General features: G+C 59.4%; 14 protein-coding genes and 5 pseudogenes. 12 read left to right on the top strand and 7 right to left on the bottom strand.

Annotation, left to right across the window (positions count from 1 at the left end; translation table 11 throughout):
- Positions 1 to 586 (top strand): LysR substrate-binding domain-containing protein (locus AC0L3E_RS32975; RefSeq protein WP_473606669.1); only part of this gene is annotated, 586 nt, incomplete at its 5' end.
- A gap of 534 nt (positions 587 to 1,120) precedes the next feature.
- A complete protein-coding gene (locus AC0L3E_RS32970) occupies positions 1,121 to 1,309 on the top strand; it encodes a hypothetical protein (protein WP_473606668.1) in 189 nt (62 codons plus the stop codon).
- Between the two features lie 982 nt (positions 1,310 to 2,291).
- Here AC0L3E_RS32970 and nodU read toward each other — a convergent pair.
- The 4 genes from nodU to AC0L3E_RS32950 all read right to left on the bottom strand — a co-directional run bounded on the left by nodU (position 2,292) and on the right by AC0L3E_RS32950 (position 7,210).
- Positions 2,292 to 3,977: a nodulation protein NodU gene (nodU, locus tag AC0L3E_RS32965; protein WP_473606667.1), complete on the bottom strand. Its 1,686-nt coding sequence runs from the start codon at positions 3,975 to 3,977 to the stop codon at positions 2,292 to 2,294.
- Positions 3,978 to 4,434: 457 nt separating this feature from the next.
- A complete protein-coding gene (locus tag AC0L3E_RS32960) occupies positions 4,435 to 4,923 on the bottom strand; it encodes a hypothetical protein (RefSeq protein ID WP_473606665.1) in 489 nt (162 codons plus the stop codon).
- A 105-nt stretch (positions 4,924 to 5,028) separates the two neighbouring features.
- Entirely contained in the window at positions 5,029 to 5,931 is a 903-nt protein-coding gene (locus AC0L3E_RS32955) for a dihydrodipicolinate synthase family protein (protein WP_473606664.1), read from the bottom strand.
- Positions 5,932 to 5,971: 40 nt separating this feature from the next.
- Positions 5,972 to 7,210, bottom strand: coding sequence for a trans-sulfuration enzyme family protein (locus AC0L3E_RS32950; RefSeq protein ID WP_473606663.1), 1,239 nt, complete (start codon positions 7,208 to 7,210; stop codon positions 5,972 to 5,974).
- A 68-nt stretch (positions 7,211 to 7,278) separates the two neighbouring features.
- Between AC0L3E_RS32950 and pdxR the strand changes: the two genes are divergently transcribed.
- From pdxR to AC0L3E_RS32930, 4 genes and pseudogenes are all read left to right on the top strand, one after another.
- Positions 7,279 to 8,817, top strand: a complete 1,539-nt coding sequence (gene pdxR, locus AC0L3E_RS32945) for a MocR-like pyridoxine biosynthesis transcription factor PdxR (protein WP_473606672.1) — start codon at positions 7,279 to 7,281, stop codon at positions 8,815 to 8,817.
- Between the two features lie 186 nt (positions 8,818 to 9,003).
- Positions 9,004 to 9,721 (top strand): annotated as a pseudogene (locus AC0L3E_RS32940) (B3/B4 domain-containing protein).
- 1,464 nt (positions 9,722 to 11,185) lie between these two features.
- A pseudogene (locus AC0L3E_RS32935) lies at positions 11,186 to 11,622 on the top strand (FMN-binding negative transcriptional regulator).
- A 568-nt stretch (positions 11,623 to 12,190) separates the two neighbouring features.
- Positions 12,191 to 13,033 (top strand): TIM barrel protein, encoded by an 843-nt coding sequence (locus tag AC0L3E_RS32930; RefSeq protein ID WP_473606671.1) that lies wholly within the window; start codon positions 12,191 to 12,193, stop codon positions 13,031 to 13,033.
- Positions 13,034 to 13,071: 38 nt separating this feature from the next.
- On the opposite strand, the gene AC0L3E_RS32925 is transcribed toward AC0L3E_RS32930, so the two are convergent.
- The 3 genes from AC0L3E_RS32925 to AC0L3E_RS32915 form a co-directional block, all read right to left on the bottom strand.
- Complete coding sequence (locus AC0L3E_RS32925; protein WP_473606662.1) at positions 13,072 to 13,752, bottom strand: transposase; 681 nt, start codon at positions 13,750 to 13,752, stop codon at positions 13,072 to 13,074.
- 826 nt (positions 13,753 to 14,578) lie between these two features.
- A complete protein-coding gene (locus tag AC0L3E_RS32920) occupies positions 14,579 to 15,643 on the bottom strand; it encodes a LacI family DNA-binding transcriptional regulator (protein ID WP_473564649.1) in 1,065 nt (354 codons plus the stop codon).
- Positions 15,644 to 15,923: 280 nt separating this feature from the next.
- A complete protein-coding gene (locus AC0L3E_RS32915) occupies positions 15,924 to 17,279 on the bottom strand; it encodes a dicarboxylate/amino acid:cation symporter (RefSeq protein ID WP_473606661.1) in 1,356 nt (451 codons plus the stop codon).
- 729 nt (positions 17,280 to 18,008) lie between these two features.
- On the opposite strand from AC0L3E_RS32915, the gene AC0L3E_RS32910 reads away from it, so the two are divergent.
- From AC0L3E_RS32910 to AC0L3E_RS32885, 6 genes and pseudogenes are all read left to right on the top strand, one after another.
- On the top strand, positions 18,009 to 18,293 hold the full coding sequence (locus AC0L3E_RS32910; protein ID WP_473606660.1) for a hypothetical protein: 285 nt from the start codon (positions 18,009 to 18,011) through the stop codon (positions 18,291 to 18,293).
- Positions 18,294 to 18,366: 73 nt separating this feature from the next.
- Positions 18,367 to 20,151: a nif-specific transcriptional activator NifA gene (gene nifA / locus AC0L3E_RS32905; RefSeq protein WP_473606659.1), complete on the top strand. Its 1,785-nt coding sequence runs from the start codon at positions 18,367 to 18,369 to the stop codon at positions 20,149 to 20,151.
- Between the two features lie 152 nt (positions 20,152 to 20,303).
- On the top strand, positions 20,304 to 21,452 hold the full coding sequence (gene hisC, locus AC0L3E_RS32900) for a histidinol-phosphate transaminase (protein ID WP_473606658.1): 1,149 nt from the start codon (positions 20,304 to 20,306) through the stop codon (positions 21,450 to 21,452).
- A gap of 87 nt (positions 21,453 to 21,539) precedes the next feature.
- Positions 21,540 to 22,560, top strand: a pseudogene (locus tag AC0L3E_RS32895) (LLM class flavin-dependent oxidoreductase).
- A 98-nt stretch (positions 22,561 to 22,658) separates the two neighbouring features.
- A pseudogene (locus AC0L3E_RS32890) lies at positions 22,659 to 22,880 on the top strand (DUF4172 domain-containing protein); the annotation flags it as partial.
- Between the two features lie 32 nt (positions 22,881 to 22,912).
- Positions 22,913 to 23,242, top strand: a pseudogene (locus AC0L3E_RS32885) (type III secretion protein); the annotation flags it as partial.

The raw sequence follows: 23,242 nt of genomic DNA, 5'->3' as shown, positions 1-23,242 counted from the left end.
CACACTCGTGTTTTTTGAAAAGGTCGTGGAGCGTGTTGCACGCGAAGCACCCGCCGTCAGCTTCGAATTGCTGCCGCTCGACGACGATCTCGATGAGCTTCTCCGGCGCGGTGACGTCGATTTTCTGATTCTTCCGGAATTGTTCATGTCGAGCGCGCATCCTAGAGCGGCGCTGTTCGACGAGACATTCGTGTGCGTAGGCTGCCCGACGAACAAGCAACTGCCACAGCAGCTTACATTCGAGAGGTACGTGTCGATGAAGCACATTGCGTACAGGGTTGGCCGTGCGCAGATGCCATCCATCGAGGAACGGTTTTTGCTTGAAAATGGTCTCAAGAGGCATGTCGAGATCATCGTGCCGGCTTTTAGCATGATCCCGCCCATGGTCTCAGGCACAGCCCGCATAGCGACCATGCCATTCCGGCTGGTTGAGCATTTTAAAAAAACCTTCCCTCTGCGGATCGTCGAACTTCCGCGGCCACTACCCACGTTCACCGAGGCCGTCCAATGGCCCACCCTTCACAACAGTAATCCGGCAAGCATCTGGATGCGGCAGATAATGTTGCAGGAGGCATCCCGCATGTGAAGCCGCGGGCGCTCCGGATCAACGGCACGCAATTCGATGATCTTGCATGACAGTGTGGTGCTGATTTTCCGGCGATGCTGAAGATGCAATCGCATCAGCCGCGCGGTGCGCCGCGTGCTGCACTGGCGTGCGTCAGGCGGTCTAAATTACCAAGCAGCCCAATGTCTTCCCGCTTTGGTAGGGCTGATCAACCCGCATCAGCGACGAACCGATGAGGCTCGCGAAAGGCATGACGGCAATGCCGCGCGACCGGGCACGGGTGGAAAACCATATTTGCGAGTATGCCGGATGTGGGATGCGTGCGCCGTTCGGCTTTGCCAAGCCAAAGGCAAGAGCCGCATCCGTTCTGCTTCGGGCATCGAGCGCACAGTGACCACTATTTGCCGGGGCAAGATGATCACTCCGCCAAAAACGTCAATTTGACTACTCGCATCGCTCGATCGATTGCCAGCAGGCTATGGAGCAGGATCTCTCAATACTTTCTTTACTGCGGCTAGTGCGACATTCCGGCAGGAGCAACGGAGGTCGGAAATTATGGCCCGCAAAGTCGAGTTCCAGGATGACGATGTGCTGGTCACGTCGCACAACCCGCTGAGAGGCACCTTGCTGCTGATCACGGATGACGATGATGAGGTCGAACTGCAACTCGACAAGGAAACCGCCGAGGCATTGCTGAGTGCGCTGGGAGCCTTTCTGATGGAAGGCGCGGTGGGTCCCCTATAGCCGCCCCTGCCAAACCCACAAGCGTGCGTTCCTATCGACCGCGGTCGTACGCCGCCCTTGCCTGTACTCGCCTCGGACTTGCCGGCGGGGCGACTCCGCTCCCCGATGTGTCGAGGTTTCAACGACCCGTGCGGTCCGCTTCTCCTCAAGCAGCGTCGGGAGGTGCCAAACTCTTCGACGTTTGCCTCGTCGTGGGAAACAACGCACCTTCCTTTTTCCCGGCGTCGGCCTCAGATGCTCTTCCGAACATCGCTGAGGTCCGAGTCGTCGAACCGCACCCGAAGGATCCCGAGGGCCTTCGAATAAAATAGCCTTCGTCGATACGGATCCGCTTCGAGCGGATCCGGCCGACCGGGCTCGGGCTATCATATCGGCAAGGCGGTCTTCAAAAGTGTGCCGCCTTCCACAACGCCGATGCCGCCGCGCGGGTCGCGGAGCAAGTCTACTCAACCCATTCACAGCGCGACTTGGTGCTGGCCGATCTCAGCCGAAGGACGGCTACCTGGGGACCAGAAAGTGGGGGCCGAGGCCATCCATCCGGAGTGCCCGGCCATTGACGGTCTGTGCTGGGTTTCGCACCGGACCGTGCTCACAATTGTGCTCTTCGGCATCGGGTTGCTGCAATCGATCTCGCACGTGGACCCTGCAAGGAGCATGCTTGAGGATGTGGAACCTCTACTCTGACTTCCTGACCACTGACGAAGCTGTCGGGGTCAACGTGGTCGGCTACATGCCCGGCGCCGTGGCGGATTAGTTCGGCCGAGCAAAATGGCCGTGCAGGTCCTTGAATCCTCCAGCACATCGCTAAGCAAAAGCATGCTTGCCAGCTTAACTGCACAGTCTCTGCGCTCTGTCGGCCATCGGTCAGATTCGTTCTTCAGATCAAGGCAGCTTCAAGGACCCACACACCCGCACCATCCGGCTCCCTCAGCGATGCTGCCGGCGATTGCCGCGGTACCTCAGGTTCGTTACAGCCTGACGCTCAGCTCTCGAATTGACTTGCACCTGTCTTGGTCAACAGCAACCCATCGCACCAAACGTGGTCTACGCACCCCCACTCACAGGCGGCAGCCGCATCCGGAAAAAAACCACGTCCATTAAGATTTGCACTCGTGTTGCAGAGCAGCGAAATGCCCGTGAGCTTCTCATATTCTATCAGAAGTTCTGCAATTGGGTGTTCAGACGTTCTCGAAACTGTCTGTAGTCGCGCAGTCCCGTCGAGATGGACGACCGCCGGGATTTTCTCTTTCCACTCCGAACGGGTTCGGTGATCGAACAGCATGTAAGGATCCTGCGTGCCAGGGTCAAACATGTCAGGTGCACGATCCTCCAAGCATATTGGCGCTACCGGCCGAAAGTGCTCTCGAACTTTGATTTTGTTGAGATGGTCCTTCATTTCCGGCGAAGTTGCGGCCGCCAGGATGCTTCTGCCTCCCAAAGCACGTGGACCAAGCTCTGCGCGGCCTGCAAGGAACACAACAGGCTTGTTGTCGGCGAGCACACTGGCAAGTTCTTTCAGGCTGCAAGCAGCGGATTGCCAACCAGGTGGAACCTTGCCGTGGCTCACATTTGGCCCGCTGTAGACTGACCAGTCGAGATGCACGAAACCTTTGTCGGCGGCCAGCGCGCAGCAAGCGGCACCGATCGCCGATCCGCTGTCGTTTGGAAACGGAGGCACCCAGACTTCGTCGAACAAACCGCTCGCCCGGAGGGCGCTGTTCCATTTGATGTTCAGCCCGCATCCGCCGGCTATGCACAGGTTTCGGGTATTGGGAACCGAGTACGTACGCAGCGCGCTGGTCATCCCCCGGACGAGAAGACGCTCCACGAAGGCATGGAACGAAGCAAGTATGTCCTCGGGCGTTTCGGGGACTAACCGCGACGCGCTTGCATCGAAGAAGTTGTGCACAGCCGTGTGTAACGCGTCTTCGCTGTGGCTGTTTTCCCTGTAACCAAAGGCAAGGTCCGTATCCCCGGCGAAATGGTCGTCGTAAAGCTCCTGAAACACCTTCACGATGTGTTCATGGACCACTCCGAGCGCGATATAGGCCATCAACTTGCCGGCGATACCGAGATCCCAGCCAGTCCGCAGTTCTCGCATATAGGGACCAAAATGTTGGCCCGCAGCGGCATACGCATGGCCTATCATCGGAAACAGGCACCCAACAAATCGGACTCCACTTGGCTCGACGTAGTAAAGCCGCGGAAAGATGCAGCCGTCCCAAACCAGACAAAATGCTGGTTCCTCTAGTTTGGCGAATGAGCTGGTGCAGTATGCGGAAGCAACGTGCCCAAGAACATGCGGGTAGCTTTCATAAGAAAATGCCCCATTGTCGAGCATGAGACCGGAACCTTGATAGGCTGTCAGGGGATTTTCGGCGTCCCGCTCCACATAAGGCGCGCCGTTGAGAGTGATAGGGGAGCCGTTACTCAGAACTTGAAATTCCGACTGGATTTCACCGTCCCATCCGTCAATAACGAACCGGTCGATATCGCTCGGAGCAAGCCCGTTTTCCGCCAAAACGGCGGCGACCGTCTCAAGCCGCTCGATATGCTGGTATCGCGGGTTATTGTCGAGCTTTTCCTGCTCGATGCAAAAGACTAATCTGCCGTCTTCCACGATAGCGATTCCCCCGTCGTGCGTCAGCTTGATACCGCAAATGCGCATAGTAGATCCTAGTCAAAGTGAGAGTGACCGCAGGTTTTGACGTCGCGCTATGCGCGATGATGGGGGGGCGGTAAACTAGATTGTTTGGATGTGAGCATCCGCGCGGTGAATGATAAGATTTGCCGCGTGATCGAGAACAAGATGGCTGACATGCAATTGCGAGGCAGCACTGTGCGGCACAGTGAGAAGGGCTGTCCACCGCAAGCCGCTGGGCAAGGATGTGCACGATCACACGTCACCGGCGCCACGGGAGGTGCCGCGCTCCCTCGGCACCGAGCGTGCGCGCGCTGAGCACGAAGGTGGTCGCTTAGAAGAGAGCCTTCCTCGATCAAGCCACTTTTTAATCTCTAGTCGAAAGTTTTTTCGACGGCGAGGGCAGCGCCCAAAGGAATATCCCGCCTGCAGCTAAGCGCGTGTCGGGCTAGCGCGGGGTCGGTAGAAAGGGCATTGTCTCGGCTCACAGATCAGTGGTACCGGGTCGGCTCGGTAAAGACGAGCTGGGCTCAATTGACGGATGATCGCCTTGGGGGGCGGAGAGATGACCGGCTTGCAAAGATTTGAGAGGGCGGTCGTTGTTCAGGTTGGCCGCCACAGTTCTGAGCGTATCGTATTCGATGTCAACCAGGCGGCCGCTATCCTGATCCGTGACCTTCATCGTCGGACCGAGAAACGGAAGGTAGCGATGGACGCTTGTCTGCAGGTATTGCGTGGTGAGGCCTATCCACCAACTGCTCGAAGGGCTTTTGTGGCAGCCGCGCTTGAAGCAAAGATCCTGCGCAGCGATTGAATGCTGTTGGCGCATCAAGGCTTTGATGCTTCGTGTGGAAGTCGGAGAAATGTAGGGGGCAGGCCCGGAACGCAGCCTTCCTCCCTCGCCGATACGACGTTCTGCCAATCGAACGCTAAGATTGGCGTCGAGACCTGTCGATCCATCGGTGATCAACACGCAGCGCATTGTTCCCGACCAGATGATGGAGAAGATCTCGGCTACTATAGGCCCATCGAAAGATCGGTGCGTACATTTTCCCCCGGCGATATGAAGTCGCGCGGCTTACGATCCGACACCTGATCCTAGACGGTCCAGGACGCCGGCGAGCTGGCACTTCGCGGCAGCGGAAAGTGGCTTGATCGGCCGTGGGGGCTCGGCGGAACAAATTTCGAGGAGCTCGGCGATTGCGTATACGACGCGAAGGCTCGAGAACGTCTTAAAAAGCTCCCACACCGGGGCCAGGGTGGCGTCGATCCGGTGTGCTTCAGCATGGTCGCCGTGCTGAGCGGCTCTGACCATCCTCAGGCACGGGTCGGGCAAGATGCCACCGAGGACGCTGTACCATGTATCGGCTCCGGCGATCAGGGCCTCGGTGGCGTTCCAGTCGCCGCTGTAGCCGATCGAGAATCCTTTCGGCACAATTTTTTTCTGGTGCGCAAGTTGGCCTTTGATGGCATCGCCCCGGTCGGCCGAGTTCTTAATAGCGAGGATCTCAGGCAGCTGTCCCAGACGCTCGATGAGCGCTGGCGTGAAGCGAAAATGCGTGTTTGCGGGATTGTCGTAGATCACGATCGGCAGGCCGCTGTCGCGCGCCACCGTCGAAAAATGCTCGAAAACTTCGTCCTCAGTGAGCGGGGTGTACGAAACAGCCGCGAGCAACCCCGCGGCTGCGCCGAGGGCCTTCGCATCACTTGCACATTTTACCGCTTCATCGGTGCGCAAAGCGCCCACGCCGATCACGAGTGGGACTCGTCCACCCGTCTCGTCCAGCGCCTCGCAAAGCGCCCGGCGGCGTTCCTCGCGCGACAGATACATATAGGTGCCGGTGCTGCCGAGCAGGCCGATGGAATCCACCTTTGCTGCGCAAAGCCGCGCTATCAGCTTTCGAAGCGCCAGGACATCGACGCCGCCGTCGCTGTCGCTTGGCGTTATTGGGAAGGCCGAAAGGCCGCTCAGGAATCCCATGCTGAAGCTCCCGTTGTTACATTGGGTGAAGCGTTGGGCATCAGACCCAGTCCAGCGCCTGCTCTAGATCCGCGATCAAATCGGCGGCGTCTTCGAGCCCTACCGACAGACGCATGAGATCGTCGCCGACTCCGTCAGGCAAATGCGCGTTCTTGCGAATTGACTCGCGCGAGCGGGTCAGGCTTGCTGGATGATAGATGAGACTGTCAGCGTCGCCGAGACTGACCGCCCTGATGATGAGCTTGAGCCGGTCCATCATACGGCGCGCGCCCTCGAACCCCGTCTGGAGGCCGAGTGCCAACATGCCCGAGCCTTTCGACATCTGTCTGCGCGCGATCTCATGTTCGGGATGAGAGCCGAGAAACGGATAGCTAACCCAAGCCACAGTCGGGTGCGCCTCGAGCGCCTGGGCGACCGCAAGCCCAGAGGCACTGTGACGCTCCATACGCAACGTGAGTGTCTTCAACCCGCGCAAGATCAGGAACGCCGACATGGGCGAGAGCGCTGCCCCGGTGAGATAGCGCAGGCCAGTTTCGCGCAGCAGGTGCAGTGTTTTTACGTCGCCCAGTATCACCCCGCCCAGAGCATCGCCATGGCCATTGATGTACTTGGTCAGCGAATGGATCACGATGTCGGCTCCAAGTTCCAGCGGACGCTGGAGGGCGGGCGAGGCGAAGGTGCTGTCGACGGCGACCTTCACGCCGCGAGAATGGGCGTGTTCGGCAATGGCGGCGATGTCGAGGATACGGCCCAGCGGGTTGATTGGCGTCTCGAAGAACACGAGCCGGGTCCTGTCAGTGATGGCGCCATTGAGATTGCTGGGATTAGACAGATCGACGGCAACGACCTTGATGCCAAACTGCGGCAGCCCCTGTTCCACCATGGCGAGCGTATTCGAATAGAGTGTCTTGTGGACAATGAGTTCGTCACCTTGCGAAAGCAGCGAAAGGATCAGCGTACCGAAGGCGGCCATCCCTGAGGCGAGTACCAGCCCAGCTTCGGCTCCTTCGAGATTGGCGAGCCGCTTTTCGAGGATTTCGGTGGTCGGGTTGTATTCACGTGCGTAGAGCCTTCCCCCAAGCGCTGCGGCGGCTTCGTTTGCCGCCACGCTTTCAAATCCATAGGTCGATGTAAGAAACACCGGCGTCTGAACGGAATTGGAAAAGCCCGCCGCATCGTAGCCATGATGGATGGCCCGGGTGGCGAATGCGAGACCGACGTCGTTCCGGGACGGCGTTGATGTTGTCTCGGCTTCAAGCTGATCTTCGGCGCTGGTCATCGGCTTTAGCCCTCTTGATTTCGGCGACAATGCCTTCACACTAACCCGGGTGGAACGTCCAGTTGGCGATGAAAGAAATGGTCCAGCCTTCTCCTTCCGCGTCGACAGCTCGCTCGCAAGGTCTGGGCGCGCGCCAGATCTGCGAAGCTCTTCGCGAGCAGATCCTAGGTGGAATCTATGAAACGGGCAGCCAGCTGCCGTCGTCCCGCAGCCTAGCAAATGAACTCGGTGTGTCGCGGACCACGGTCACCGTGGCATATGACCAGCTGGTCGCCGAAGGTTTCATCGAGGTCATTCAAGGCGCAAGACCTCGCGTTGCATCTTCGCTCGTGCGGAGTAAAGAGACCAGCGCGGTGCCCAAACGGACTGGTCCGATCCGTCTTTCCCGTTACGGGGAGCGACTGCGCGCCAGTCCACCACGGCGCGATTACCTCCCCAACCGCTTCAAGTTCGATTTCCGTTATGGCGACCTCGCCCCATCTGATTTCCCGGCGCTGACGTGGAAGCGTGCGATGAACGCGGCAATGTCACAAAGTCCCGGAAGGCTAGCCTATCACGATCCACGCGGCTCGCATCGCTTGCGCCAGGCGCTGCAGGGATATTTGTGGCGTGCCCGAACGCTTAGCTGCCAGGTCGAGCAGATCCTCGTCGTAAGCGGATCACAGCAGTGCCTCGACATGTGCGCGCGCCTGCTGCTCGATCCTTCCGACAGCTTCGTGATCGAGGATCCCTGCTATAGCATGGCGCGCCAAGTCTTTGCCAGCACAGGAGCCACGCCCGTCGCTGTCGCCGTCGATAGCGAGGGCATGAAGACCGAGCTGCTGCAGGAGATCCCAGCGCGGCTAGCCTACGTCACCCCGTCGCACCAATTCCCGCTCGGCGGCGTCTTGTCGATTTCGCGGCGGTATCAGCTCCTCGAATGGGCTCGGCGCAATGACGCCTATATTATCGAGGACGATTACGATGGCGAGTACCGGTACGACATTCGACCGGTGCCCCCGCTGCATAAGCTGGAAGACCGCAGTTCCGTAATCTATGTTGGCACGATCTCCAAGACACTGTCGCCGATGCTGCGCATCGGCTACCTGGTGGTTCCGGCCGAGTTGCAAGACGTCTTTGCGATGGCCAAGCAGCTTCTCGACAGGCATTCTCCGGTTGCGGAACAGGAGGCCCTGGCCTCACTCATTGAGAGCGGTGGTTATGAAAGCCACGTGCGCCGCGTCCGCCGTCTTAACGGGGGGCGGCGAGAGGCACTGCTTGCTGTCCTTCGACGTGCGTTCGCAGACAGCATTGCCATCGAGGGGGCCGATGCAGGGCTGCATGTCGTCGTCTGGTTCAAGGATCTTTCTCGGTCGCTGGAGGAGGTCATGGTTGAAGAGGCGCGGCGGGTCGGGGTTGGCATCCATCCGATTTCATCGCTGTACATCCGAGATGAAGGCCGCGCTGATCGGATTGGATTGGTGATGGGCTATTCCGCCCTCACCATTCGGCAGATCGAGAATGGTGTTCGCCTCCTTGCTGGCGCTGTCCAACGGGTCAGAAGCTTTGCCGAAGATTCGGCAAGACGCTCAATGGCCGCCCTGACAGCGAGCGGGCCTGGCTCGTGACCTCAGAGTCGCGCCGGCATTGATCGCAGACTGGATCAGCAAGACTTGCCAAGACTGGCACTGTCGGCCAGTCCGGGTCCAGGACAGGAGTATGCCCCTGGGAACGGGGAAGGGAATTCTTGTGGAGCTCTCAATTCCGGTCGAAGCAAAGGCGCCCTCGCGACTGGCTTAAAGGAGAAAGCGTTGTTGGGTTTTGCGCTGATCGACGAAGAAATAGCAGAGATCGCACCTGACTTTCGCGCAATCAGCATTCTTGTTGATGCACAGGACAGTGCGAGGCGTCATGGCTCGGGACGTGTTGGGAGAGGCTTGCGATTTCGCCCGAGCGGGGGGACCCGCCTGGGGAGAAGCGCACTTGGCCAATTGGGCGCAGGCATACGTTCGGTTCGGCGCGAAACCAAACCGGACGCCGTGCTCGGCGCACGCGTTGAAAAAACGGGTGGAGAAGGATGGCCGAATCCCGTCAATAAATCCTATTGTTGACCTCTACAATGCCGTGAGCCTGCGTTTTGCAATACCGATTGGCGGCGAAAATTTTGATGCATATATCGGCAAACCGCGGCTGACGATTGCCCTAGGAACGGAGTCTTTCCACACTGTTTTGAATGGGGAAGCGGTCGTCGAAAGCCCTTCCAAGGGGGAGGTCATCTGGCGCGACGATCTGGGAGCTACATGTCGCCGCTGGAATTGGCGGCAGGGCACGCGCACCCGGTTGGAGACGGTGGGCGGCCGGATGTGGTTTATCTTGGAAAGGTTGGCGGCGATGCCGGAAGAGGCGCTCGAGCAGGCGGCTGACATGCTGGTGAGCGCTCTGAGAGAGCTGGCACCAGGGTGTAAGGTCTACAAGCAGGAAATCGCGCCGCTAAAGCCTTTCGCCGCCAGTCTCGACAGGCGGGTCGGTTGAGGAACGTGCCCGCCCCGGCGTGATCGGTTCGCTTGCAACCAGTGTTAGTTCCTTTGCGGCTGGGTCTCCTGGGGCTGCGATGGGAGGTGACGCCTCTGGCCATTTCGTACTCAGCAGGTCAGCGGAAGGTGCACCGCATTTATGATTCGGCCCTGCGCCATGGTAAAGATTGCTCGGGTTGATCAATCTCGACGTCAGACGCCAGTCCTGGCACTCCAAGCCGTCATAACATCTCGTGGCGAAAGCCGGATGGAATTCGGATCGAAGCGGTCTCGAGACATCTGCCATCCTTGGGCAGACTCGTGGCTCCGCCGAGGAGGGGATGCGGATGATGATTCATTCCGCTTGCCTTATCGGGGGGCAACCACGGCAGTTGTACCCGATCCGCCCTCGGGCCGCGGCTGCGTGCGGCAGTGCTCGATCGCCCCATGACCTTGAGCTGCCGAGGCTGAACTGGCCTGCATGCCATGCGCGACCTGATAGGCAGGCCGGGCAGCACGGAGCATATCGGCGATCTCAATCGAGTGGCCGCACGGGCGAGCTTTCCGCCTCCTTGAAAAGGCCAAGTTCTCGCGCGGACTGGCCTGCAGCACATCTACAGGTCGGGCTTGCGTAGAGGCCGTGTGTGTCGAGCTTGCTTCCCCCCAGAAGGACCTGGGTAATTCCGACGTCGGCGCCGGCCTCAAGGCCTGGCGAAGCTTTGACGCAGCGTGTGCCGGCCGGACCCCTTGACGGTGTTGGCACAGTTGCAGTCTCGGCGACGACCCGTTGGATGTGCAGCGTCGGGTAATCGCGTGCTGCGCCGGGAACAGCCAGCCGCGCAACGGCGCCCGAGCTTCCATCTGTAGCGCAGTCGGCCAAGCCGGCCGGCCGACTGCATGGCATCACGGCATCGTGCGCCGTGCCACGCTCGATAGGAAGCAGCATGCGCTCGGCCGTGGGCCATAATGCACCGGCCGCTCCTACTTCCTTGAACGAGCCGCCGAGGTGCGCCATCTCCGGCGTAGATGTCTTCAACAGCACCCATCAGGGGCGCCAGAGAGGCTGCCCCTGATTCTATCCTTATCGCCGGAAACTCGATCGGTAGCACTACGCTGGCGACGGCGGAGCCACTGACGGTTGAGTCAGACATGTCGGGGCGCAGAAGCCGTGGAGGGCCTCTCTGTTGGATCGCCAAATATTAGCCTGATGATCCGGCCCGCCATGCCACTTCACCAACTGGACGGCTTCAAATGCAACTAACTGGCTGTTTCCAGAGGGCCAGATTGCAAGTATCTGATCTGTAACGCACACACGGAGTTCCCCCGATGTAGACCTCTCCGGCCTTCCGAGATGATGATGATATCGATTTCCTGCGAGCGAGCATCCGCGCAGCGCCGCTGTCGAACTTAGTCTCTGCCACGGCCCAATGCTCTTCGCCTCGTCACCGCCCTCTTGCTTGATGCGAGCGAGGGCGAGCACGGCGTGATCTACGGGCACCTCGCGAAGGCTAATCCGCAGGTGCCGTGTTCCGCCGCTGGGCGACGGCTTGGCCATCTCATGGGGCCGGACACTTATGTGACGCCGGCATGGTATGCGGCCAAGCAGGAAGCGGGAAGGTCGTCCCGACTTGGAATTACATCGCCGTCCACGCCTATGATCCGGTCGAGTTCTTCGAGCGTTCGGGAAGAGTGCTGGACGTCGTGAATGGCCTGACTGACCACCACGAGGGCGAGCGCGGCTCGCCTTGGGCGGTGTCGGACGCCCGCCGGATTTTGCACAGGCGCAACTCTCGCGGAATCGTTGGCTTGCGCATGCCGATCACAAGGCTGGAGAGCAAGCGCAAACTGACTCGGAACCGGAACGCTGCCGATCGGGCTGGCGTGGCTGCGGGCCTAGCGGCCGAGCGAACGGGCATCTGACCGCGAGATCGCCGCTTCCAGAAACTTTGTCGGAATGAACCAATGATGCCAGAACTGACCCCATTCGCCCTGTACCTCGCCGCGGCCTCCGTGCTCGCCATCACGCCCGGTCCGCGGAGACTCTATGCTATAGCCCGCAGTCACGCCGGCGGTCACGCCGATTGCGTTCAACACGCTGGCCGACATGTTGCCCTTGTTGCCAGCGGCATTCAGGGCCGCACGGCATCGCGTCCTGGATGGATCCAGAGCCTGAGGGAGGGGCGGAGAGGCGCGCTAGGATCGCGCTGGGCACCTCGCTACGAAGAAGCAGCCTGCCACATCAGTTTGGCTCCGGATCGGTCCAGCATCCTTTCCGGGCGCCTACTCTGCGGAAACAACTGGATAGCCTCGAGCGATCTTCCGTCATTTCGCAGCAGATCAATGTTCTCAAGAGGCGCGGCAGTATCCGTTGCGTGAAAGTCGGCTCACAATGAATCACGATCGCGTGAATAAAGAGCGGGTCAGTTCGATTGGCTCGCCTCCCTATGCCGATCATTTCGGCCAAACGGCAGAGGCCAGTCAGCCGAGAATGGCGGCCGCCTTCATGGAGGAAAGCCACTCCGTGCGCCAGGCGCCACTTCGGTTTGCACTCGACTACATGGCGGCGCCCGGACTTGACGTCAGGACGTTCTTCGCGCTTGCCCGCGATCTCGGTCTGACCGACGTGCAAATCCGGAATAGTCCCTGCAGCAAGGCTGTTGTGCGCGGCAAGCCGCCGGCGGATGTCCGGTCTGCCGCTGCCGAAGCGGGCGTCACCATTATCTCAGTCAACGCCCTACAGCGGTTCAACGAATGGACTCCCGCCCGCAGGGCCGAGGCCAGCAAGCTCGCCGATTATGCGGCCGCTTGTGGCGCTCAGGCGCTCATGCTGGTGCCGGTCAACGACGGTTCGTGGTCCGCCAATGGCGGGCGCAATGGCAATCTGCGCGCCGCCTTGAAGGCGCTCAAGCCGATACTTCAGTCGCGGGGTCTGATCGGACTCATCGAACCGCTTGGCTTCCAGACCTCCTCGCTTCGGTCAAAGAACGAAGCGGCTAACGCTATTGCCTGGGTTGATGGCCAGTCCGTCTTTCGGCTTGTGCACGATACATTCCACCACACGCTCGCCGGCGAGACGTCTTTCTTCTGCGATCTGACCGGTCTCGTGCACCTTTCAGGCATAAACGATCCAACCTTCTGGGTTCACCCGGATCGCATCCTGGGAGGTTCTGACAATTGCAGCCAGATTGGGGCGCTACTTGATGGCGGCTATACGGGTCCCTTTTCTCTTGAGCTCGTCGAGGAAGTCCACGCGTTGAATGACTCTGCAGGCGCATTTGCCGCCAGCATTGATCTCATCCGAAACGGGCTACTGGCGCGAGTGCCGGTCTAAGGCTATGAGCTCTCGGAGGTCGGACAAGAATTTCAGGGTTATTGCAACCCCAGCTTCCTCTTCAGTTCCGCGTTTTCCTTGCGCAGGCGTTCCGCGAGCAGGCTCTTCAGTCGGTTGTTTTCTTCCTCAAGAGCGACCAGGTCCTTCAGATCGTCACCAACCGATGTAGGCAACGCAGCTTTCTTCCATTGATAGTAGGTCTGTTCCGAGATCCCGGCCTGCTTTACGGCGCCCTTGTGAGTGGCGCCACCACTGATAGACTTCTGGATCAGGGCGAGCATCTGGGCGCGCTCCTTTTCAGAGTAGATCTTACGTCCGGTCCGAACAGCCGCTGCTTCCTCCGCCTGAGACGCCGCATTGGGCACATTCTTCCGAGCAGGCTGCCTGGGCTCGGCCTTCGCTTTCGGCGACCGTTGGGCATTCTTCTTCTGAGGCCTCTCTACTTTGGCTGCCGGTTGCATAGCGGTTGCTATTGGTTCTGCGTCCAGGGAATTTGCCATGTGATACTCCGCTCGCGGTTTGTTAATGTGTTCAGCATCAATTGCAACAACACTTGAGTCAACAGGGCGACCATTTGGCAACTCCATCTCCTCGAGTTCCCTTGTTGTCTCGGCCATTGCTGCGGTAAGATCGACATCGCTCCAGATCGAACCACTCCGCTTTTGAGAGCTGCGCTTCTGTTTGATCTCCACCGTGAAAGCTCGGGGCTGCCGCCTCATAGGTCGTTCCTTATTGAACACGAATTATGCAGTAAGACGACGAATGAAGGTCTGGCCGCCTCTTCTGTAGCCGAGCTATATGCATCCGACCGCCCGAGCAAGCCCTGCTGGCGACGCACACTCCGGAACAGAGCGGTTCCTATGAGTACCTGGGAGCAAGTAGGCAATGCCATGTCGGACGAGGAGGTGGTGGATTCCCGCAGCATGCAAAAGCTATCTCCCGTGTTTTCAAGGGCAGAGCGACGAGGGCTGACATCGGAACTGAAAGGAGCTGCTCAAGAGCTGTGATCCAATCTGCGTTGGCAGTGCAGGACGGCATACCTCCGAAGGCCGCTGCCACCGACGCTAGCCTGCTGATTAAAAAAAGAGAACCGCCATCGGTTGCGCCGAGGAACGGACAGCTGCCGGAATTGGGGCGCGGGGAGAGTGGAGGACATGAGCCGTGTCGAGCTCGCAGGAGCGTCGTCCGGCAGCTGCGTGCATGACAGGCTTCAACGCGCCGCTCCTGTTCGGGACACCGCATAAAGCGAAAGAGCCATTTTGGTGGACCCGTTATGCTTCGTCCAGCAAACGATCGGCGCCTTGACGGACGCGAGCGGCGGAATGCATCCGAATGCAGCGTCCACAATTGACGGAGCTCCTTTGTAAGAGCTGCACGCTCAGCTTCATCTAACTTATTGAGTTGAAGAGATCCCCCAGCACGGCTTTGCCCTCGATCTGAATGAGCAGAGCGTACACTTCATTTGAAATACGCACACCGTCCCCAGCGCAGTGGACTGCGGCGTTTATGAAAGGAATGTCGGCCAGGGCGATAGTTCGCATCATTTCAGATGTTTTCCGGCAGGTAGATGTCAAACGGGAGAAATGTCTGCCCCGGGGCGTCCGCGGTGCTGGTCTTGATGGCGCGATCCATCAGCAACATCAGCTCCTGGCAAAGTCGGCGCAGCGGCGTCGCCACCGCCATCGTAATGATGTCGTCCGCGAGGGCCGCCCGCGACTCCGGCGTGATCTCATTCACGATCGCGACGAGATCCTGGCCTTTGCCCTCTTCCCGGAGCGCGGCGATAGCCCCCTCCATGCCACCGCCGGCCATGTAGAAGCCGACGAGCTCAGGTTCCCGGTGCACAAGATCCAGCAGCGCCTCGTAAGTGATCTGTCGCTTCTCAAGATTGACGAGCGTATCCAGCACCTCGAATGCCGGCTCATTCTCACGGAAATAGGAGCGAAATCCGCTTTCCCGAAGCTCATGACCCTGGAAACGGTGGCTGCCGACGAACACGGCCACCTTGCCGGACCGTTTAGCGACCTTGGAGAACATCCAGGCTGCCGTTCGACCCACGCTGCGATTGTTGAGACCTATGTAACCCTCGCGCACGCCCGCGGCGAAGTCAGAAAGCAGCGAAAAGACCGGGATGCCTTTCGCCTTGAGCTCCTCGACTGCTGCCGTGATCTTCGGGTGGTCTGGCGCCACCATGGCGATGGCGTGGCATCGGCTACCCAGATCCTTAAGCAGTGCCGTCAGATCCCCCGGCAAATGTGACGGCGCGAATTCGATGAGCGGAATGCCGTGGAAGCAGTGGGCCGAACTGACAGACGCCTCGACCTCGCGTGCGAACTCCCGGTAGAAATGCTGGGACGGTTTTCTCAAGATGAAGCCCAGCCGGTAGCGCGGCAGGTCCTGTCGCATGCGCTGTTTGATAAGTCCCGCATTATGATAGCCGATCGCGTGGGCCGCGTGGTGAACGCGCCGCACGGTCTCCTCCCGCACCGGAAGGCGAGCGTTCAGGACCCGATCGACCGTTGCCACGCTCACCCCGGCTTCGCGGGCGAGATCGGCAATTGTAGGGCGCTTTGCCGTTGCTCCAATTTTAATCGGCTGGCTCTCCGTCATCAGGTGCATCCCGGCGATGGATTGCGGCGGCAACCTGAAGATTTCGGCATCCTCCCCGATCGACGGCCCATCAGTGAACAGCGCTCCATGCGCACCTGGGCGCTTCTCGGTCTACGGTCCGTTTTCTCAGGGCGTCCATGCTTCTTGTCCTCACCGCGTTTGGTGCTTCTGATCTGTGGCCCCGCGAAGCGCTGTGTAGACCAGCGAGCCGATTGTTGGTGCTGATGAGCCCGGCGAGTTGGCTGGTCGCGCAGCAGCAATCTTGCCGGGCGAGGGGCGCTTAATCTCTCGGCCAACCCCTGAAGGCGGATTTCATGCGCGTTTCGTCCAGTTCGCCTTCCCAGCGTGCGACAACCAGCGAGGCCACCGCGTTGCCGACCACGTTCGTCAGCGCTCGGCATTCGGACATGAAGCGGTCCACGCCCAGGATCAGAGCCATCCCAGCAACGGGAACGCTTGGTATTACGGAGAGCGTAGCGGCCAAGGTGATGAAGCCGGCGCCTGTTATACCTGCGGCACCCTTCGAGGAAAGCATTGCGACGAGCAATAGCAGCATCTGGTCATAAACCGACAAGTGCGTGTTCGTCGCGTGGGCCAGGAAGAGGGCGGCGAGCGTCATGTAGATATTGGTGCCGTCCAGATTGAAGGAATATCCAGTGGGGATGACGAGACCCACGACGGAACGCTTGGCGCCGGCATTCTCCATCTTCTCCATCAGCGAGGGCAGCGCGGCCTCCGAGGAGGACGTTGCCAGGACCAGCAGCAGCTCTTCCTTTATGTAGCGCACGAGAGAGAAAATCGAGAAGCCGTTATATCGGCAGACCGCGCCAAGAACCCCGAAGACGAAGAGGAAGGCGGTGAAATAGAACGTCGCGACCAGCACGGCGAGGTTGGCCACCGAACCGATGCCAAATTTGCCGATGGTGAAGGCCATGGCGCCGAAAGCGCCGACAGGCGCAGCCCGCATCAGGATGCCGACCAGCTTGAACACCGGCGCGAGAAGTGCCTGAAGCAACGAAAGCACAGGCTTGCCCTTCTCGCCGACCATCGCGAGAGCGACTCCGAACAGAACCGAGAAGAACAGGACCTGCAGGATGTCGCCGTCCGCGAAGGCACTAACGATCGTTGATGGAATAATGTTCATCAGGAAGCCGGTCACCGACTGGTCATGGACCTTGGCGGCATAGCCCTTCGCGGCCTGGGCATCGAGCAAGGCCGGATCGATGTTCATTCCGGCACCTGGCTGAACGACGTTTGCGACAATGAGACCGACAATCAATGCGAGACTCGAGAAGGTGAGGAAATAGATCATTGCCTTGCCGGCGACCCGGCCGACCTTCTTGAGGTCATTCATGCCGGCAATGCCGGTCGTCACGGTTAGAAAGATCACCGGCGCGATGATCATCTTGACGAGCTTGATGAACGCATCGCCGATCGGCTTTAGGCTCTCGCCGACGGCCGGGTAGACATACCCAACTGCGACACCCAGCGCGATGGCGGTAAGCACCTGAACATAGAGCTGCGCGTAGAAGGCCTTGCGGGGCGTTGGACCCGCGCTTCGGATTGGTGAAACCAACAGCTTTTCTCTCCCTGACCGAATCGGGCTGGGCCTCCTCCCTTCCCGCGCTTCTCCCATCGCGGCGCTCCGGTCACGCGCTGCTGGCATGTCGCCGCAAGTCTTGTGCCAAGTTGAGGCGCGCCCAAATACGCGCATTCCTCCGCTCGGTGAGGCAGCCTCAGTAAGGGCGGGTTGTGCGGATTTTCGCACTTTTGCCGTCATCTCGGGCGAAATCCCGCCCTTGCGCCCAGCTTTGCACCCCTGGCTGTAAGCTTGGCAGCCACAAGTCGGTATCCCGGGATCCGCCGTGCCCGTTCGCATCTTGGTCGCACTTGCGACCCGGCCGGGCGCGGCAGTGGAGGACTCCCTACACGACCGGTTTCTAACTGCTCTTCCGCTGCAGCCACGACCACCCGACGGGTCGTTTATACGACCGAATAGTTCGCCGGACCTGGCGCGCATCGATGCGAGTCACAAGATGCTTCATAGCGCCAACACCTTTGCCGCTCGACGACACTTCTAGCCGTACTGCGTGCCCAAGCCGTCTCAATGCCGACAGCGTCCCGCAAGCTTCGACATCAGCAGGCTTCGCGCGCCGGGCATTGAAAGCCGGGGTAGCTTTGCTGTTCGACGTCCATCTGTCGGCAAGTCTCAGTTGATGGATTTCTATCATGTCCTCCTGCTTTCCTTTCATAAATGCAAGAAAAGCTCGGTTGACTAGCCATCCTCATTCCCGCTCTGTAGGGCAACGTGTGGTTGCGCTCCGGAGCCTGAGCCGCGCCTCCGTTCAGTAAGGATAGCCAAGCCATGCATCAAGCCTTGCCTCCGGCCTCTTTCGTGCTTGCCCCTGGTCAGGGCCTGACGGACGCCCAGAACCATGACCCAATCTTGATCCTATGCAAGGCAGTATGTCACCTGCGGAAATCTGGCGCACTGCCGCCGACACATCACGACTACCCGCATCAACGTCTCAAGCGTTCCGGCAAGCGGCTCCCAGGCGCGAGCAAGTTCGCCAATTATTTGGCGGCTCGTGTGGCGAAGACATTCTTGTTGCTGCCGGCCATCGGTGGCTTGGGTCCTGATGCCATCTGATGCGTCTGCGCCGGGGGACATCGCAGATCCAGGTGGCGCGGCGTTGCTGTCGCGGCCCAAGATCGAGGATGACATGTCAGATCAGAACAATGGTCGCCGAGCTGAAGACAGTGCTGAGGAGACTTCGTCAAGCTGCATATCACTCCAAGACTCCAAAAGGGACGACTGGGAACCCACCATTCTGCCGTCGCGCGCGAGCGCGCTTGCCGGCATCCACGAAATTTCGAAAGCACTCACCGCCTCCTCCGCGCTCGATGTCAGGCTGGCCAAGGTCGTAGATCTGCTGCGATCGTTTCTTCAGATGCGGCACGGCATCATCTCACTTGTCGACGCTGACGGCGAACTGGAAATCATCGCAGGCGCCGACCGGGCCGAGAGCTGCAGTGAGCGCTGCCGGACCTACCTGCCGCGGAATGCAATCGACCAGGTTTTGGCAACGGACAAGCCGCTGGCCACCGAGAACATCGCGGTTCATTCGGCTTTCACCGCCGCCGACAGGGACGTGCTCGGGGGTTGCGACGACATACCAGTATCCTTCATCGGCGTTCCCATTCGCGTCGATGCAAATGTCGTGGGCACGCTGACCATCGACCACGCACCGCGGCATAGTTCCAGAGTTTGGCTCGATTACGGCCTTTGTCTGCTCCCGCTAATCGCCAACTTGGTAGGGCAGACGGTGAAGTCGCATCGCTCTTTGGAGGGCGACCGCGAGCAACCGATGGCAAGGCAGGACTCCCTGCCAAAGCAGAAGCGCCTGGCCCCGCAGCGTAACACTCACGTGGAGGGGATGATTGGCAACAGTTTGGCCTTGCGCGGTTTGCTTGAGAAGGTCGCGCTCGTAGCCAAGGCCAAGATTGCGGTTCTGTTGCGAGGCGAATCCGGTACCGGCAAGGAGCTGGTCGCCAAGGCTATCCACGAATTGTCCCCGCGCGCCAAGCGGCCCTTCATCAAGCTCAATTGCGCGGCGCTGCCCGAGACTGTGCTGGAATCCGAATTGTTCGGCCATGAGAAGGGTGCATTCACGAGCGCGTTCAACTCGCGCAAGGGGCGCTTTGAGCTCGCCGACAAGGGGACATTGTTCCTGGACGAGATCGGCGAGATTTCGGCCTCGTTCCAGGCAAAGCTGTTGCGCGTGCTGCAGGAGCAGGAGTTTGAGCGCGTTGGGGGCAACCAGACCATTAAAGTCGACGTCCGCATCATCGCCGCCACGAACAAGAACCTGGAAGAGGCAGTTGCCAGAAACGAGTTCCGTGCCGACCTCTACTACCGCATCAGTGTTGTTCCGTTGCTGGTGCCGGCGCTACGCGAAAGGCGCAGCGATATTCCGCTCCTTGCCGCTGAGTTTCTCAAGAATTTCAACCATGAGAACGGCCTTATGCTGACGTTCGATCCGAGCGCAATCGAAGTGCTGATAAACTGCGACTTTCCCGGCAACATTCGCGAACTGGAAAATTGCGTGTATCGGACCGCGGTTCTGGCGGCGGGGCCATCAATCGGGAAAGAGGACTTTGCATGCTGCCAGGGCAAATGCTTCGCCGAGGCGCTGCATAATTGCAAACTTGGCAAAGTCGCGCTGCAACCTTCGCCCATCGGGGCGCTGCCACTGGATCGGGCCGCACCGCCGGCTGCTGGGGTTAGCTCTGCCGCCGTCGCAGCCCCATCAGACACCCTAGGGCAGCCGCCGCTGAACGCAGCTGGGGTCGTCCACTCCGCAAGAATGGCCGATGCCGAACGTGTCATCCAGGCGATGGAGAGATGTGGCTGGGTTCAGGCAAAGGCGGCACGCCTGCTCGGACTGACGCCGCGCCAGATTGGCTACGTGTTGAGGAAATACGGCATCGAGATCAAGCGTCTTTGAACAAATCACCGAGCCGAGCATCTGGGACAATAAAGCATTCGTGCCTTGGCGCCTTGAGACGAGTGATGCGGTGCTCGTCCAATTCCGATCCGATCCCATAGGCCGCGCCCAACTCGTGCCCGACACACGGAACCAGAAACGGAGAAAAATTAATGTCTGATGCAAAACTTCAAGCTGTGCTTTCTTCCCTTTCGCAAGTCGCGAGACAGTTGGATGTTCTGCTGTGCGACAAACCGGCGTCGGATCCTTGTTGCGTCAAGCTAAACACGAACGAGAACCCGTTTCCGTTGCCGGAAGCCATAATGCAAAGTGCGATGGCTGCTCTCGGACAGCAATATCTATATCCAGAAGACGACAACGCCAGCTTGAGGCAAGCAGCGTCGGAAGCCTACGGCGTCTCGAAGGATCAGGTGATCGCCGGAAACGGATCGTCTGAACTGCTCGGGCTTATCTACAGAGCTTTCCTGGTTCCAGGAGACAGAATGGCGATGTTGTCGCCGGGGTTTTCGTTCAACCGCAAACTTGCCCGTTTGCAGGGTGCCCAATTCACCGAAATCGGATGGGGCGCGGATCATTCCTTGCCCGTCGACGACTTGCTTTTGGGACCGGCAAAAGATGCCAAGTTCATTCTGCTGGCTAACCCAAACAATCCCACCGGAACGTTCGTTCCTGTGGCCGATGTCGAACGCCTGGTATCACAATCAGACCGCCTGATTGTGTTGGATGAGGCGTATGTCGATTTTGCACCGGACAATGGTCTGCATCTCCTCAATCGTTATCCAAACCTCCTGATCTTGAGAACATTCTCGAAAAGCTATGCCACCGCCGGCATTCGCGTCGGTTTCGGACTTGGCCACCCTGAAGTCATCGGCAGGCTGCGGGAGCTCCAGAACGTCTTCAACATGAACGTGATCGGCCAGGCTGTTGGCATCAGCGTGCTTGGGCACCGTGGCGCCTACGCCGAGAACCATAAGCACATCAAGCATGAAAGACAGCGAGTGACGGTGGCCCTGTCGAAACTCGGATTTTCCGTAATACCTTCTCACGCAAATTTCCTGCTAGCGCGTGTGCCAGCGGGGCAGGAAGGCTCATGGTGGCAAGCAGCCCTGGAAAGGCAAAAGATACTCGTTGCCTTCTTTGAGGATGCAGGGCTGGAAAATTACATCCGCGTCAGCATCGGTACAAAAGCCGAGATGGATGAATTTCTCGAGGTCGCCACAGAGATAGCTGCAACGGCGAAGGAAACGATCCCGTTGTGCCGGCCCTCGGCGGCCGCTGCTTCTGCCTTGGCCAGTCGGTAGTTCCCCGGCGATTTCAGCGCACCATTAATTTGAACTTGCTTGCACCATAGCGAGCCACGAACTGTTGCAAAGAGTTGGAGAGAATTCGTGAAGAATGCCTTCCCCGGCGGCCTAACCTTCGGCATATTCGACCATCTCGACGAGGACGGCTGCGAGATTGCGCGGCAATACGCCGATCGCCTGAGTTTGGCAGAGGCGTGCGACGAGCTTGGCTTCTACGCATATCATCTGGCAGAGCACCACTGCACTCCGCACGGGATGGGGCCATCGCCGAATCTGTTCTTATCCAGCGTCGTCCAACGCACCCGGCACCTTCGCGTCGGCCCGATGGTAGTGCGCCTTGCCCTTTATCATCCGCTGCGTGCCTTCGAGGAGATCTGCATGCTCGATCAATTGAGTGGTTGCAGGGTCGAACTGGGTATAGGGCGCGGCTTTCTCCCGGTCGAACTGGGTTACTTCGGGATTGCTGCGGAGGCGGCGCCAGGTCACTATGCGGAAGCCAGCGAAATCCTCATCAAGGCGATGAAGGGCGACACGCTGTCCTATCGTGGCCGCCATTTTGAGTTGAATGACGTCCCTTTGACGCTGAGATCGCATCAGCGCCCCCGACATGGATCGCCACCAATAGACCGGAGTCCGCCACCTGGGCCGCTGTCAGTGGCGCCAACATCGCGTGCTTGGGGCCGGCCTCTTCTGTTCGCAGAATTACGGATGCATTCCGAGCCTGCCTGGAGCGCAGTGCCGACGCGGACGAGCGACATCCATTTCTTGGGTGCTCCGAATGGTCGTGATCGCGCGATCGGAAACGGATGCACATGCGCTCGCGGCACCCGCTTACGAACGATGGCTCAAGAGCTTCAGGTTCCTCTACGACCTTAATGCGCTCCAGACGCCCCCAAATCTGCCGCTGAGCTTGGATGCAGCAATCGAGAGCGAGTTGTGCGTGGTGGGGACGGCATCTTCCGCGCGACAAGCTCTTCTTGATCAGCTCGAAGAGGCCGGTGCTAATTATCTACTTTGCCAACTTGCATTTGGGAATCTGTCCTTAGACGCTTCGCTATACACCGCCAGGGCGATCCAATCTGAAATCATGGCTCAAGTTACCTGACGGAAATGCTCGTTCCGCGTTCGGAGTCGAATTTCTCGGCGCACCGGTCCCGCGCATGATGCCGACATAGTGCTTGGTGTGTGGGAGGGCAGGCACGCTTGTGGAGGCCGTGGACAGTTGGAGCGACCGGCCCGCCGATTAAGAAATCGCCCCGATTGGAACCGCTGGAAAGCGAATTCCTGCTGCGATCGGGTGAGTTCCTGGGTGTCTTTCCGCACGTCGATTCCAACGACCGCGACCAGATATGCATCGATCTTATCAGCGAAGAGGCCTTGAAGACCTCAGCAATCGAAGGCGAGTACCTCAACCGCGAGAGTCTCCCGATCAGAAACTCCACTACAGGTGAACGGCTATGGGAATTTGCATCTCCAAATCCTCCGGATCGACTCGACATGCCACAGACACGGAAGAGTCGCCGCGAGAATCAACGGCGTCGGGCTTTGAGGGCAGCATATCAGCGCTGAGAGTCTCCCTGGGAACGCCTGCCGACAGGTTGCGACGGGGCGGAGATGCTCCTCTGGAGCCACATCAGATCCAGCAGGCCGCCTACCATATGGGAGCATGTGTCGTCGGTGACGACGTCACGAGCCCGACAAGGCTCGCGACAGCGGGGCAAACAGTTCACGACGTTCGCGTGCTACTCAAGCATGGCCGGGGAAACGTTAAGGTGGACGACATTCCC

The organism is Mesorhizobium sp. WSM4822 (genome assembly GCF_055811155.1).
This window is presented reverse-complemented; position numbering and strand designations above follow the sequence as displayed.

Bases quoted from the DNA above. Each gene is read 5' to 3' on its own strand.
- hisC (WP_473606658.1), top strand. From the start codon at position 20,304: ATGTCTGATGCAAAACTTCAAGCTGTGCTTTCTTCCCTTTCGCAAGTC.
- AC0L3E_RS32920 (WP_473564649.1), bottom strand. From the start codon at position 15,643: ATGACGGAGAGCCAGCCGATTAAAATTGGAGCAACGGCAAAGCGCCCT.
- AC0L3E_RS32930 (WP_473606671.1), top strand. From the start codon at position 12,191: ATGGCGGCCGCCTTCATGGAGGAAAGCCACTCCGTGCGCCAGGCGCCA.
- AC0L3E_RS32915 (WP_473606661.1), bottom strand. From the start codon at position 17,279: ATGGGAGAAGCGCGGGAAGGGAGGAGGCCCAGCCCGATTCGGTCAGGG.
- pdxR (WP_473606672.1), top strand. From the start codon at position 7,279: ATGAAAGAAATGGTCCAGCCTTCTCCTTCCGCGTCGACAGCTCGCTCG.
- nodU (WP_473606667.1), bottom strand. From the start codon at position 3,977: ATGCGCATTTGCGGTATCAAGCTGACGCACGACGGGGGAATCGCTATC.
- AC0L3E_RS32970 (WP_473606668.1), top strand. From the start codon at position 1,121: ATGGCCCGCAAAGTCGAGTTCCAGGATGACGATGTGCTGGTCACGTCG.
- AC0L3E_RS32955 (WP_473606664.1), bottom strand. From the start codon at position 5,931: ATGGGATTCCTGAGCGGCCTTTCGGCCTTCCCAATAACGCCAAGCGAC.
- nifA (WP_473606659.1), top strand. From the start codon at position 18,367: ATGTCAGATCAGAACAATGGTCGCCGAGCTGAAGACAGTGCTGAGGAG.
- AC0L3E_RS32925 (WP_473606662.1), bottom strand. From the start codon at position 13,752: ATGAGGCGGCAGCCCCGAGCTTTCACGGTGGAGATCAAACAGAAGCGC.
- AC0L3E_RS32910 (WP_473606660.1), top strand. From the start codon at position 18,009: ATGCATCAAGCCTTGCCTCCGGCCTCTTTCGTGCTTGCCCCTGGTCAG.
- AC0L3E_RS32950 (WP_473606663.1), bottom strand. From the start codon at position 7,210: ATGACCAGCGCCGAAGATCAGCTTGAAGCCGAGACAACATCAACGCCG.